Source organism: Pannus brasiliensis CCIBt3594, from assembly GCF_036688125.1.
In the GTDB taxonomy this organism is placed as follows: domain Bacteria; phylum Cyanobacteriota; class Cyanobacteriia; order Cyanobacteriales; family Microcystaceae; genus Pannus; species Pannus brasiliensis.
In genome coordinates, this window is record NZ_JBAFSM010000017.1 from 35,173 (window position 1) to 49,160 (window position 13,988).

The following is a 13,988-nucleotide window of genomic DNA, read 5'->3' on the forward strand; positions in this document are numbered from 1 at the left end:
GCGTTCACTCATCGATTTTCAATATTGATGAAGGAAACGTTCCGGGAAAGCGATCGATGATACATTAGAAATTGAAGCAGGAATGCTTCCCTGGCAGATGAAAAAAAAGCCCAGTGTCTATTGTAACGTAAGAGGTAAAAAAACTGGTTCCATTCTATCTGTCTCGCGCATCGAACGCATCACCCGAACCGAAAACGGATTATTTCCTCAAAGTAGTAGATGGGAGTTACCAATTAGAACTCCGTGCAGTCTCATTCAGGGGAGGAAATCAAACGAAGAGTAGGTCTTGGGTGATGTCGTTTTATAGGACGAGATTTTTATCAAGTTGACCGATCGAAAATATTCTCTGTCTTGCCCGAGAGCCGTAGCGCTTACCCCCCCAGATTTCACGACCGAGATCGTTATCTCTTATCTATCGCGGGACGGATCGCGATACTCTGTCAGGATAAGAGATAGATCTCGCGCCAAGAATTCACCCGCGTTAGGATTTTTCCTTCGCTAACACGAAAACACTGCCCTCGTTGCCGCGGCCGACACGTAAATCCTCGTCGAGATAGGTGATTTCCAGCCAGCCGCGCTGTTCCCGATTCTCGATCGAGAAATCGAACGGGGGAAATTTCTGGCCGCTCTCGATCGACTCGATAAACTCCCGCGGCGATCGATAATTTAAAAAGCGTTGGAAACCGAGGATCGAGCGCTCGAATTTCACCGCGACGCGTCGATCGGACATCGGTTCAAACGTCGCGGCCACGGCGATCGTTCCTTCTAGCAAGGGAACCCCGACAATTTCGGCGATATTGTAAAGTTTCGCCGAATCCGCGTCGATGTATTGATAGATCTGCCCGAGTTGAAAGAGAGGAAAGCGATCGATCCCCAGAATTCCCCGGCTAGTGGTGAACAGTAAGCGCCAGTTTCCCGAGAGTAAATGCTTGACCTCGATCGGTTTCGGGTTGGGGTTCGTATCTTCGAGTTGTTCGATCGCCCCGAGAATCCGTACCCGATCCGCTTCCGTTACCAACAGTCCCCGATTCCGTCCGGCGATCGTTTCCAGTAATTTCGCTTTCACACTCATCTATTTTTCTCCCGCGTTCGTCAAGGTTCGACACCGCATAGTTCCACTCTACTAAATCTCCCGCGAAAATCACCATTCCCCGCGCCGGCTTTTGTTATCGATCGATACAATCGCGAAACCCCCGTAATTTCTCCCGTTACAATTCTCGCGCGTGCCTTTCGCTTTTGGAAAATCGGATCGGTTTTAACCGAGCGCTTACCGACGCTTAAACATCGAATTCTAGGGTGAGAAAGGCACTTCGTCCGGCGGTATGACGACCGCTACCTTTACAAAAAATTTTAATACTTTCACCGGTTCCGATTCCTCCCGATCTCGGTTCCCGGTTGGTTAGATTCCGGATCTCCGGATTCTCTCCGGTCTGTCTGACGGTAAAATTACTGACGGTGACCCCCGAACAAGCGATGATTTCTTCCGGGGAACCGCGGGGAACTCGTTTTTAACGCCTAATCGCCGATGTACACTTTCCCGTAATACAATACAGGCATGAATCAAACAACGGTACGGGGCAGTATTTTAGTCGTCGATGATATGCCGGATAACTTACGGCTGTTGTCGATCCTGCTCGCGTCCGCGGGGTATCAGGTACGGAAAGCGTTAAACGGACAGACGGCATTAAATACGGTTCGATCGCGCGCTCCCGATCTGATCCTCCTCGATATCAATATGCCCGATCTCGACGGCTATGAAGTGTGCCGACGCTTGAAGGAAGACGAAAATACCCGCGAGATCCCGGTGATTTTTCTCAGCGCGCTCGATGACGTGTTAGACAAGGTGAAAGCCTTTCAAGTGGGGGGAGTGGATTATATTTCCAAACCCTTTCAAGACGAGGAAGCGATCGCCCGGATCGAGAATCAATTAACGATCGCCCGTCAGAAAAAACAGTTACAGGACGAGATCGATCGCCGGAAAACCGCGGAAGAAACGTTAGAAGTTTACTTACACGCGGTCTCTCACGATCTCCGCAACCCGGTGATCGGGATGTCCCTAATCTTGAACCATCTCCAAAAAAAAGCGTCCGGAGAATCGATCGAGATTTCCCCGTCGGTATTACAACAGATGCTCGACAGTTGCGATCGACAACTCACCCTGATCGATTCCCTCGTGGAAACCCGACAGAACGAGATCTGGGGACTTTCCCTACAATGTAACCCTTTATCTCTCCCGGAACTCGTCGGGAAGATCGATCGGGAATGGACGCTGAGACTCGAAGAACATCAAGCGAAATTAATCGATAAAGTCCCCGAGGATTTACCCCCCGTAAACGCCGACTCTCACCATCTCTGGCGCGTGTTTGAAAATTTACTCGCCAACGCGCTCAAACACAATCCGTCGGGAGTAACGATCTCGATTTCCGCGGAAGTAAACAATGATTTCGTTCTCTGCGAGATCGCCGATGACGGGATCGGGATCGCCGAGGAACAGGCGAAACATCTGTTCGATCGCTACCATCGCGGAACGGGAAAACAGGCGATCGGTCTCGGATTGGGTTTATATTTATGCCGTCAGATTATCAGCGCTCACGGTGGCGAGATCGGCGCAAATTCCGGTGACGAAAAAGGAACTCGCTTTTGGTTTACCTTACCGGTAGCAAAACCTCTTTAGGCCTCTTTTAGAATTCCTAATGAGTTAGGGGCCAGGAGTCAGAAGTCAGGAGTCAGGAGTCAGGAGTCAGGAGTCAGGAGGACGATAGTTCATAAGTCCATAAAATATATATTTTTTTCATGAATCGTGATTGTTGAAATTTTTGGATAGTCAAAAATCAAAGATGCGAGAATTGTAGTCTTCGGGATTAGAAAAATTAAGGGCGCGAGCCTTGCGCCCCTACAGTAATTGCGGATGGGATTAATGGTGGGATTTTGTTTCGTTCAACGCGATTTATAATTCGAGCTAAAAGCTGACCGCTGATAGCTGATAGCTAAAAACTATTTTTTGACTCCTTTAGTAAATAATTTAAAGTACAAAGAAACGAAAAATTCCTTGATCGGAAAAGCGATAAAAGTGATCGGGTTAATGGTGACGATAATATTCCGGGTATCGCGTTTGGCCGCTTTTACGATCGAGCGCGCCACCCCGTCCCCGGACATGATCCCGATCGGGTTTAAATTACTTTTAAACGGCCCGAGAATTAACTTCCGAATCACACAGGGCGCGTCCAGACGGCGTAACGTGACGAGATCGCCGATCGTCCGCTTACTCAACTCGTATAGAGGACTGAACGCCGGATTGCATTCCGCTTCCGAAGTATTGATCCAAACCTCTTTCCGGGCGATCTGCTCGTTCGTCCGCACCGTGGTTAAAAACAGTTCCATCAATCGCCACACCGAGAACGCGTTCACCTCGTAGCATACCTCGATCGCTTCCGCGTCCCGAGCGCCGTGAACGTTAATCCCGTGATTGAGAATTAAAATATCGATCGACTCCAATACATCCGCGAGCGCCGATTCCTGCCCGATACTCCATTGAATCGTTTTTATATTTACCGGTTTCCCGTCGATATCGATCGAGATTTCCCGCTCTCCCGAGGTTAACGCGATTAACTTCGCGCCTTCCCCGTGTAACCGTTTCAAGAGCGATCGCCCTAATGTCCCGTTCGCTCCCGTGATGGCGATCGTTTTCCCTTTTAACGAGAGTGCCGTACCCATAAGCTGATCCAAAAGCGTGACCGTCCCGCAGTAATAAGCCTTCTGATTATCGAAATGATGCCGCCAGTGATAGGTTCGATTCACCCGCCAACGGGCCGGGGCCGCCTCGAACGCGCCCGGACGATGGGTGAGATCGGTTAATTCCTCCACCCCCTCGATTCCCAATCCCCGGCCGATCGCGCTGACGAGAAAAAATAACGTGTAAATCGTCCCGCTCGCTCCTAACCAAGCCCGATCGATCCCCCACAGGTAAGCCAGGGACAGAGGCAGTAAACTCAACAATAGCATCACCGACGCTTCGGGAACGTCGTTGTACCAGTGCGCTTTCCGGTAGATCTCCCCGCTCACCGGCGAGAGATCGGGACGGAAAACCCGATGGTGCCAGTTGTGGAGACGGTAGAGCGGCGACCAATAGTGGGCGAGGGTGTGGTAGCTATCGCGGACGATCTCCACCCAGAGAATCGAGAAAACAATCAGTGCGAGGTTAGTTAGGAGGCTTGACATATCGGCCGATCGGGTTAAATTTTTATTAAGGCATCATGAACGAGATGGATTTTCGCGACAAGCGGCGATATCGTCCGAATAAGACCGTAAATCACCTAAATCACGCTGTCTTTTTCCAAATACGCTTTAAACTCTGTTAAAAATTTTAACAATTGTGGGTAAAATATAGCAAGATAACCCGCATCTACCTTAAGAAATCACGTAACCCGAGTCGATTATGGCAGAAAATTATTGGCCGCGAGAGGATGATAGCGAAGAGTTAGATCCCCTAGGTTCTCTCCTGTCCGAATGGTCCGATCCGGAAGACGAGGAAGATGAATTTAGAAGCGAGATCTTCCAGGGATTATCGGGACGGAGACGGAAAGCGGCCGTCCTCCTGATGTTGATCTGGTTGATCACCATCGGACTCCACTGGGTAAGTTGGGGTTCGGAGGTGGTGATCGCGCTAACGATCGTCCTGTCCCTCCACGGCCTACGTCTCGCCTTTACCGCGCCGGAAAGTCCCCCGGAACCGTTAACCGACTCGGCGCTCGCGACCGCCCCGATCGTGTCGTTACTGGTGGCGGCGAAAAACGAGGAAACGGTGATCGCGCGATTGGTCGATCGCCTCTGCCATCTCGATTATCCGGCCGATCGCTACGAGGTGTGGATCGTCGATGATTACAGTACCGATGGAACCGGCCCCCTGCTCGATCGACTCGCCCTACAGTACCCCCAACTACACGTCATCCACCGGCCGGCCAACGCGGGAGGCGGTAAATCCGGCGCGCTCAATCAGGTTTTACCGCTCACGAAAGGGGAAATTATCGGCGTTTTCGATGCCGACGCGGGAGTTACGGCCGATTTACTGCGCCATGTCGTGCCGATGTTCGATGGCGAACGAACCGGCGCGGTACAGGTTCGTAAATCGATCGTTAACGCCTCGGAAAACTTCTGGACGCGGGGACAGGCGGTAGAAATGAGCTTCGATAGCTGTTTCCAACAACAACGCGTCGCCGTCCGGGGAATCGGGGAACTACGGGGCAACGGTCAATTCGTCCGCCGTACCGCCCTCAACCGTTGCGGCGGTTGGAACGAACAAACGATCACCGACGACCTCGATCTCACCATCCGCCTCCATCTCGACAACTGGAAAGTTGACACCCTCGTGTCCCCCGCGGTGGAAGAGGAAGGGGTAACGACCGCGAAAGCGCTCTGGCATCAACGCAATCGCTGGGCCGAGGGCGGTTATCAGCGTTATCTCGACTATTGGAAAGCGATCGTCAAAGCGCCCCTCGGCCCGACGAAAAAATTCGATCTCTTCGCTTTCCTCCTGATCCAGTACCTTCTGCCCGCGGCCGCCATTCCCGATCTTCTCGTCACCGTTACCCGTCATCAATCCCCCGTGTTCGCGCCCCTAACGGGATTGGTTCTCACCCTCTCCAGTTGGGGAATGGTCACGGGTCTGCGTCGGGTGAATTCCGAGAATAAGCTCGGTTTTTGGGGAATTCTCGGCCGAACCCTGCAAGGAACGATCTATATGATGCACTGGTTCGTGATCATTCCCAGCGTCACCGCGAGAATGGCGATCCGTCCCAAACGTCTGAAGTGGGTGAAAACCGTTCACGGCGGCGAGAACCTAGAGGTGTCGGGATAGTTCCGGTTCACGCCGATAATAGATAACCCGCGACCAGAAAAATCCCGCTAAAAAAGTGCAGGTTCACCGCGAGAAACTTGCAGTTACTGACGAGATCCGGTCGATCGTGATTCCGGCCAACGTGACGGACTAACTGCCAGGCGAAGGGAAAGCTGAGAAAGATCAGCGCCGTCGCCATCGGATAGATCCCGGCCGGAATCCCGATCGCGACGAGGAGGTAAACGAGGAACGTCACGCGGGCTAACACCCGCGAACCGAGCGCGGTTCCCAAACGGACGATCGGCGATTTTTTCCCGGCCGCGATATCGTCTTCTACCTGATGGAAATGGGAACAGAAGAGGATGATCGAGGTGGTAATGCCGATAAGTACCGAGGCCGCTAAACTGGGAAGGGAAAAAGTACCTGCCTGGGAATAATAGGCCGCCTCGATCGCCATCGGCCCGAACGTTAGGAAACAGATAATTTCCCCCAATCCCCGATAGCCCAAGCGGAACGGCGGCCCCTGATAGGTATAGCCCAACGCGCAACAGAGTGACACCAAACCGAGAACGATGCCGTCTCCCTGCCAGTAGCCGATCGCCAGAATTCCCGAGATTCCCGAGACGAGAAACAGAATACTAATCCAAAAAACTAGGGTTTTATTTCCCGTTAAATTAACAACGGAATGGGCTTTATTTTTATCGATTCCCGTTTCGGAGTCGAAAACATCATTACTAAGATTCTCCCAGGCGAGAATGGCGATCGCCGACAGGATAAATGTCCAAAAAATCGCGGGATTAAATTTACCGGTTTCCTGATAGGCGATCGCGGTTCCGATGAGAATCGGGATGATGGCCACACTATACATCGGCGGTTTAATCGCCGCCAGCCATAACTTTTTTTTCGAGGGTTCGAGAAAATTGCTCGTGGTCATAAGATAGGAAATCGTCAGAGAATCGGGTCGGATAGATAGCCTTTTTTCTAGAGACGAGGTACGGGTTTTCGGAGGGGGCAAGAGGCACTCGCGTGAGAGGCAAGAGGGAAATGTACCGCGAATTTTCGAGAGACGCTGTACAATCGATTTCCCCCGCGAAGCGCGCGACGATCGGGCTTTCGTTGCCGTCTAGCTGACTAAACACCCTTTCTTCGATACCATAGGATCGAGCGATAGGGAATCGAGCGGAAAACGAGCGCCGATCGAACCTTCTTCGCGAGGAGACCCCTTAAACTGACATACCATTAATCACGTTTTTTGTAGAAAACTTTACAAATAACTTTACATGACCCCTGCCGTTCCCCGCGTTCCCTATCCCGATCGCCCGATCGCCGATTTCCCCGGCCTGTATCGCTTCCTGCGTGACTGTCAATCGAGATTGGCCGGGAACGGGACTTCCCCGGTCATTAGTTTCTGTCAGAAGATATCCCCGGTCGATCTCCTGGAAATTCTCGGGGTGATCTCCCTTTCCTCCCCGACCGTTTATTACTGGGAAAATCGCCGGGAGGAAACGGCCGTTTTGGGTTACGGAAACGCTCTCTCCGCGACCTTCCCTTCCTATCAACGATTTAGTAAAGCGCGACAATTTATTGAAACCTCTCAGAAAAAAATTCTCAAAATCGATCGCTATTCGGACATCACCCCGCGCGTTTTTTGTAGTTTTACTTTTTTCGATTCGGATCTCTCTTCCCCCTTTCCCCCCGCGACGATCGCCCTGCCGAAATTCCAGATCGTCCAACGACGCGCCGACTATTATCTGCTCGCTAATTTACCCCTCAGCGCCGATCTCGCGATCGAACCCTCGATCGAGGAGATTACCGAACAACTCCAACTCCTGCAAAAACACCCGCGCAATGTCTTACGGTTCCCGCGGGCTTATCGCGAGCGGGAGTCCCGCGACTACCGGATTCACCCGACCTACGATTTTCAAGCCGCCGTCACCGACGCGTTACGCTCGATCGAGGCGCGACGCTTCAGTAAACTCGTTCTCGCCAACGCCCTCGATGTCATCTCCCCGGTTCCTTTCGATATCGTCACCTGTCTCGATAACCTGCGCGAACGCTATCCCGATTGTTCGGTTTTCGCCGTTAGCGATGGCCGGGGACACCATTTTATCGGCGCGAGTCCGGAACGGTTGTTAAGCGTTCGCGACGGTCAACTCAGCACCGATGCCCTCGCCGGATCGGCCCCGCGGGGAAGAAACCCGATCGAGGATGACGCGCTCGCCGGAAAACTCCTGGCCAGCGAGAAAGAAAGACGGGAACATCAAGCGGTTAGCGACTTTATCGCCGGGAAACTGAGCGAACTGGGACTGAACCCGCGTCTTTCTCCTTTCCGCCTCTTAAAGCTCTCCAATATTCAACATCTCTGGACACCGATCCACGCCACGCTACCGGACGCTATCCACCCCCTGGAAATCATCGCCCGACTGCACCCGACCCCGGCCGTGGCGGGCGTTCCCACCGAGATCGCCCTCGCCGAGATCCGGCAGTACGAGACCTTCGAGCGATCGCTATACGCCGCCCCGTTCGGTTGGATCGACGGTCGGGGCAATAGTGAATTTATCGTCGGCATCCGATCGGCCCTGATCGAGGGCGATCGGGCGAGACTGTACGCGGGCGCGGGCATCGTCGCCGGTTCCGATCCCGAGCGAGAACTCGCCGAGATCCAACTGAAATTTCAGGCGCTTCTGAACGCGTTACTCTGAGCGTTTAATTATAGACGGTATAGAGAAAAAGTGTTTTTTATTAATATTTTATTTACAAAATTATCAATAATTGTTGCCAGAAACCGAAACTTAAATTACGGTTATTCTTTTCTTATCCAAACCTTAAAAATAGTTCTCTAATTTCGGAATGGACGGTCTGTAAGTCACCGAAATTATCGCGCTTACCATTTAACGATCGCTTTATATTTGACCCGGAAAACTTTTGACCCGTCCTACTTTTTAGAAGGGACAATTTCCGGATCGATCGCTAATCTTCGGCGGGCCAGGCCGTTGCACACCAGCCCCACCTCGCGAAAATAGGAAATATGTTAAGCCCGCGCTCCTTTGCTGTCTCCACCCTACTGACCGCCGCGCTCGCCGTTCCCGCGGTCGCCCAGGTTCAAGGCCCGAGCAGTTCCCAAACTCCCTACGTCCTGCCCACGGCCCCCGGCGCGATCACGAAATCGATCTTGACCGTGGGCGATTCCGTTAATCTCAAACCCGACGGGGTTACTCCCTACCGGATGGTGGGCATTCCCGACGGTCTCGGAGCCTTCGACAACGGCGACGGAACCTTTACCGTACTGATGAACCACGAACTGGGAGCGACTTCGGGAGTCCCCCGCGCTCACGGTTCCACCGGCGCGTTCGTCTCCAAGTGGGTCATCGATAAATCCACGCTCGCCGTCTTGAACGGAAGCGATCTGACCCAAACCGTACAACTTTGGAACGGTAACGGTTTTACCCCCGGAACAACATCCTTCGCCCGTTTCTGTTCGGGGGATCTTCCCGCCGTTTCCGCCTTCTTTAACGCGACCTCCGGATTGGGAACCACCGCGCGGATCTACATGAACGGGGAAGAGACCGGGGCGGAAGGCCGGGCCTTCGCCCACATCGTCACGGGCGCGAGCGCGGGTACTTCCTACGAACTCCCCTATCTCGGTAAATTTAGTTGGGAAAACTCCCTGGCCAATCCCTTCGCCAGTGACAAAACGATCGTGGCGGGTACGGATGACAGTAACGGCGGACAGGTGTACTTCTACATCGGCGATAAAACGAACACGGGAACCGAGATCGATAAAGCGGGACTCAACGGCGGGAATCTTTACGGGATCTCGATCGCCGGTATAACCGCCGAGACAAATACCACCTCGATCGCTCCCAATACCCGATTCAACCTCACGAATCTCGGGAATGTTGCCAACACCACGGGAGCTAACCTTCAAACCCAAAGTGTCGCGGCGGGCGTGACGGCGTTTCTCCGCCCGGAAGACGGTCTATGGAATCCCTTGAATCCCAACGAGTTCTATTTCGCCACCACGAACGCTTTCAACAGTCCAAGCCGTTTATGGAGACTACGCTTCGATAATATCGCCGATCCGACTTTAGGCGGTGTGGTCGAAATGCTTCTCGACGGTACGGAAGGACAACGGATGCTCGATAACCTGGGTATCGATAAGTACGGCAATATCCTCCTACAAGAAGATGTGGGTAATAACGCTCACATCGGCAAGATCTGGCAGTACAACATCGCGACCGATACCCTCACACCGATCGCCCAACACGATCCGAGTCGGTTCCTCTCCGGTGGGGCGAATTTCTTGACCCAAGACGAGGAATCTTCCGGAATTATCGATATGGAGGATATTCTCGGCCCCGGCTGGTTCTTGTTAGACGTTCAGGCTCATTACCCGATCTCCGGTGAATTGGTGGAAGGCGGACAGCTACTCGCTCTCTATAATCCTTCTACCGCCGCCGCGGCCGGGGTTCCCGAACCTTCCAACGTTCCGATGGTTTTCGCCGGTGGACTGTTCATGGCGGGCGTTTGGCTGAAGCGCCGTCATCGTTAACGGGCGCGACCGGAACGCGAAAAGGTAGGGTTTCTCGCCCTACCTTTTTTCTTTTTTTTCGGGATCGATCGCCTAGCCCCGTCCCGGCATTTTATATTTGAAGTCTTTCGGCCCTTTGTAGCCGGATAATTCCGCGAGTTTTTCCAAACTCTGGGTTCCCGATACCGTCTGTCCTTTGATAACCCAAGTGGGGAATCCTTTTACCCCCGCGGCCGTACAGGCTTTCGGGTTCGGGTTGGCGCCTTGGGGATCGCACTCGGTATACACGCTCTCTTTTTTCAAGATCTCGTTCGCTTCTTTACCGAATAACTGCTTCTGGTCGTAACAGTGGGGACACCAGAACGCGCCGTACTCTTTCGCCCCGATCGCTTTGAGGTGTTTGGCCAGCGCGATTTCCGACTCTCCCGAAGTTGTCGTCACCTCCCACCCGTTCGGGGGACTGGCCGCCGTCATCGGTCGGCTGAATTCCACCTTCCCTCCCGCGGTAGCCGGAGTATTCACGCCGGAGTAGATCGCTAACGTGGCCACTAACGTGATCATCGCCACCACGATCGCCGGGAAGAGAATTTGTCCGATTCCTTCCCATTCCCGTCCCAGTACGGTTAACGTGAGCATACTCAGAGAAAACAGGGCCGAGGTAATACAGTAGGGACAGAATTCCTTCAGTTCGGTAAAGAGAATAAACATCAAATAACCGCTAAACACGGCCATCGAGGTCGCGCCCACCAGTAAAAACGGCCAGGTGGTGTTTTCCCACGCTTTGCGGCGGTTTTTCTGGCTTTCCCCGTTGAGAAAAAGGGGACTGAGAGAGAAAAACGCCATCCACAGGTAGGCGAGACACCCGAAAAGACTCAAGGGCAGTCCGAAAACGGTCGCGTAGGCACTGTTGAGAACGCCACTACAACCGAACCCGCCCCCCCCTTCGACACAAACGGTGGTTCCTCCCGTCAGCTTGGTAATCGTCAGGTAGGCGGTCAGGGTCGCGCCCACGATCGCGATACCACCGATCAGGGGACGGGAATAGCGATGAAGCCACGGAGTAGAACGACGACGAATCATAGTTATCTGTGCGAGAATACAATCCCTCACCGGGGGAGGGAGTCAAAATTTCTGGAGATCGCGAGAGTTTTCCGGACGGTTAACTACCCGCGATTGTAACAACCTTTTCTGAAGACAGTTTAACCGACCGAGAAGATTTTGATTTTTCTTCACGGCGAGATTTCTTTTAATTCCCGACTCCCGATTCCCGACTCCCGATTCCCCACCTGTCGGGCGGCCTCGACGAAACGGGCGACGCGGATGGGATCGATCGGTTCAGAGATCTTGCCGTTCCGTTTGAGGGAACTGGCGACGATCACCCCGTCGGCGGATTGTAGGAGTTGGCCGATATTGTCGGGATCGGCCCCACTGCCGATCAAAACGGGCGTTCCCCCCGCGGCCGCGCGGGCCAGTTCTAGATCCTCGAAACTCGGGGGGCTACCGGTGGCCCAACCGGAGAGAATGATCCCGTCCGCTAGACCCCGCTCGATCGTGTCGCTCACCGCCGTCGTTAAATTCGGGGTTCCCAGGGGCCGGGCGTGTTTGACGAGGACATCGGCGAGAATGGCCACCTCCGATCCCAATTCCCGGCGGTAGCGCAGGAGTTCGTGGGCCCGTCCCTCGATAATGCCCTGATCGGTGGCCATCACGCCGGTTAACACGTTGACGCGGATAAATCGGGCGTTGGTGCAGGTGGCGATCGCCATCGCGCTGTGAGCGTCATTTCTCAAAACGTTGAGACCGATCGGCAGAACGACGAGATTTTTCAGGCGATCGACGATCAGGGTCATCGCGCTGACCACCGCCGGATCGACCCGATCTTTGGTAAAGGGCGCGTCGAAGAAATTCTCGACGATCAGGCCGTCCACTCCCCCGGCCGCCAGCGCGGTCGCCTCCTGTTCCGCCCGCTCGATCGCCGCTTTCAAATTCCCCCCCCAGCGTGGCGAGGTGGGCAGGGGCGCGAGATGAACCACGCCGATAATCGGGGTTGTCGTGTTGAAAATTCGAGTTAAATTCACGGCCTCTGCACTCTTATAGCGTCCCGAAACAATTTTGCCGATCCTATATCTTAGCAAGGCGATCGCCCGGATCTCCCGGAAAGTAGAGAGAAATCTTTCGTCGAAATCAATTTTATCAATTCCCGAATCCGTTAAAATGTCTTAACATTGAAGAAGTTTAAGATTCCCTTGATACTCGATCGCATGGGCAATAAGCCGACCATCGCTATCTCGCACCTGGGTTGCGAGAAGAACCGCATCGACTCCGAGCATATGCTGGGATTACTGGTGGAAGCGGGTTACTCCGTGGATACCGACGAAGAATTCGCCGATTACGTGATTGTCAATACCTGTAGTTTTATCGGCGACGCGCGCCAAGAATCGATCGATACCCTCCTGGAACTGGCGAGGGCCGATAAAAAAATTATCGTCACCGGCTGTATGGTACAGCATGACTGGCTTCAGGGGGGGAATCTCCTCGACGAGCTACCGGAAGCCGTCGCGACGGTCGGAACGGGAGATTATCATAAAATTGTCGAGGTGATTAACCAAATCGAACAGGGTAAACGAGTCCGGGAGATCTCCGCGAACCCGACTTTTATCGCCGACGAGAATCTTCCCCGCTACCGGACAACCACCGAGGGAGTGGCCTATCTCCGGGTGGCGGAGGGCTGTGATTACCGGTGCGCGTTCTGTATTATCCCGAGCTTGAGAGGGGATCAACGATCGAGATCGATCGAGTCGATCGTCAACGAGGCGAAACAACTCGCGGCCCAGGGCGTACAAGAATTAATTCTGATCTCGCAAATTACAACCAATTATGGGTTAGACTTATATGGCGAACCCAAATTAGCGGAACTCTTGCGAGCGCTGGGAGAAGTCGATATACCTTGGATTCGCGTTCACTACGCTTACCCGACCGGGTTAACGCCAAAGGTTATCGAAGCGATCCGAGAGACCCCGAATGTTTTACCCTATCTAGACTTGCCGCTTCAACATTCCCATCCCGATATCCTTCGGGCGATGAACCGTCCCTGGCAAGGGCGCGTCAACGATGGCATTATCGAGCGGATCAAGACAGCGATCCCGAACGCGGTTTTACGAACGACTTTTATCGTGGGCTTCCCCGGGGAAACCGAGGAACAGTTTACCCACCTCCTAGAATTCGTCCAGCGTCATGAATTCGATCATGTCGGGGTGTTCACCTTTTCCGCCGAAGAGGGAACGAGCGCCTTCGATTTAAGCGATCGGGTTCCGGAGTCCGTCATGGACTCGAGACGCGAGCGGTTAATGCTGGCACAACAGCCGATCTCGGAGCGCAAAAATCAGGCTCAAGTGGGTCAGACCGTCGAGGTGCTGATCGAACAGGAAAACCCCGAAACGGGCGAATTGATCGGGCGCTCCGCCCGCTTCTCCCCCGAGGTGGACGGCTTGGTTTACGTGACCGGAGAAGCGATTCTCGGCTCGATCGTCCCCGTCAGAATTACTTCTGCCGACGTGTACGATCTCTACGGCGAGATCGTTTGAACTTATCTTGATTTCAACTATCCCACTCAAACAAAACGAT

Annotated in this window: 10 protein-coding genes; 5 read left to right on the plus strand and 5 right to left on the minus strand. The window is 53.4% G+C overall.

The features are described 5' to 3' along the window. Nucleotides 1-481: 481 nt before the first annotated feature. Nucleotides 482-1,072 (minus strand): PAP/fibrillin family protein, encoded by a 591-nt coding sequence (locus V0288_RS10655; protein WP_332865071.1) that lies wholly within the window; start codon nt 1,070-1,072, stop codon nt 482-484. A gap of 483 nt (nt 1,073-1,555) precedes the next feature. On the opposite strand from V0288_RS10655, the gene V0288_RS10660 reads away from it, so the two are divergent. Further along, on the plus strand, nt 1,556-2,674 hold the full coding sequence (locus V0288_RS10660; protein ID WP_332865072.1) for a hybrid sensor histidine kinase/response regulator: 1,119 nt from the start codon (nt 1,556-1,558) through the stop codon (nt 2,672-2,674). A 320-nt stretch (nt 2,675-2,994) separates the two neighbouring features. On the opposite strand, the gene V0288_RS10665 is transcribed toward V0288_RS10660, so the two are convergent. Continuing rightward, entirely contained in the window at nt 2,995-4,218 is a 1,224-nt protein-coding gene (locus V0288_RS10665; RefSeq protein WP_332865073.1) for a bifunctional sterol desaturase/short chain dehydrogenase, read from the minus strand. 217 nt (nt 4,219-4,435) lie between these two features. On the opposite strand from V0288_RS10665, the gene V0288_RS10670 reads away from it, so the two are divergent. Beyond that, nucleotides 4,436-5,854 carry a glycosyltransferase family 2 protein gene (locus tag V0288_RS10670; RefSeq protein WP_332865074.1) on the plus strand — a complete coding sequence of 473 codons (1,419 nt, stop codon included), beginning with the start codon at nt 4,436-4,438 and terminating at the stop codon, nt 5,852-5,854. Between the two features lie 7 nt (nt 5,855-5,861). On the opposite strand, the gene menA is transcribed toward V0288_RS10670, so the two are convergent. Then, a complete protein-coding gene (menA, locus tag V0288_RS10675) occupies nt 5,862-6,767 on the minus strand; it encodes a 2-carboxy-1,4-naphthoquinone phytyltransferase (protein WP_332865075.1) in 906 nt (301 codons plus the stop codon). Between the two features lie 346 nt (nt 6,768-7,113). On the opposite strand from menA, the gene V0288_RS10680 reads away from it, so the two are divergent. Next, nucleotides 7,114-8,535 carry an isochorismate synthase gene (locus V0288_RS10680; RefSeq protein WP_332865076.1) on the plus strand — a complete coding sequence of 474 codons (1,422 nt, stop codon included), beginning with the start codon at nt 7,114-7,116 and terminating at the stop codon, nt 8,533-8,535. Nucleotides 8,536-8,861: 326 nt separating this feature from the next. Next, the gene (locus V0288_RS10685) at nt 8,862-10,385 is read left to right on the plus strand and encodes an alkaline phosphatase PhoX (RefSeq protein WP_332865077.1); all 1,524 of its coding nucleotides are present in this window, start codon (nt 8,862-8,864) and stop codon (nt 10,383-10,385) included. Between the two features lie 72 nt (nt 10,386-10,457). Here the strand turns inward: V0288_RS10685 and V0288_RS10690 are convergent, their stop codons facing one another. Continuing rightward, nucleotides 10,458-11,441, minus strand: coding sequence for a vitamin K epoxide reductase family protein (locus V0288_RS10690; protein ID WP_422661958.1), 984 nt, complete (start codon nt 11,439-11,441; stop codon nt 10,458-10,460). Nucleotides 11,442-11,593: 152 nt separating this feature from the next. Next, nucleotides 11,594-12,442, minus strand: a complete 849-nt coding sequence (gene btpA, locus V0288_RS10695) for a photosystem I biogenesis protein BtpA (RefSeq protein ID WP_332865079.1) — start codon at nt 12,440-12,442, stop codon at nt 11,594-11,596. Nucleotides 12,443-12,625: 183 nt separating this feature from the next. On the opposite strand from btpA, the gene rimO reads away from it, so the two are divergent. Continuing rightward, nucleotides 12,626-13,948, plus strand: a complete 1,323-nt coding sequence (gene rimO / locus V0288_RS10700) for a 30S ribosomal protein S12 methylthiotransferase RimO (protein WP_332865110.1) — start codon at nt 12,626-12,628, stop codon at nt 13,946-13,948. Nucleotides 13,949-13,988: the final 40 nt, after the last annotated feature.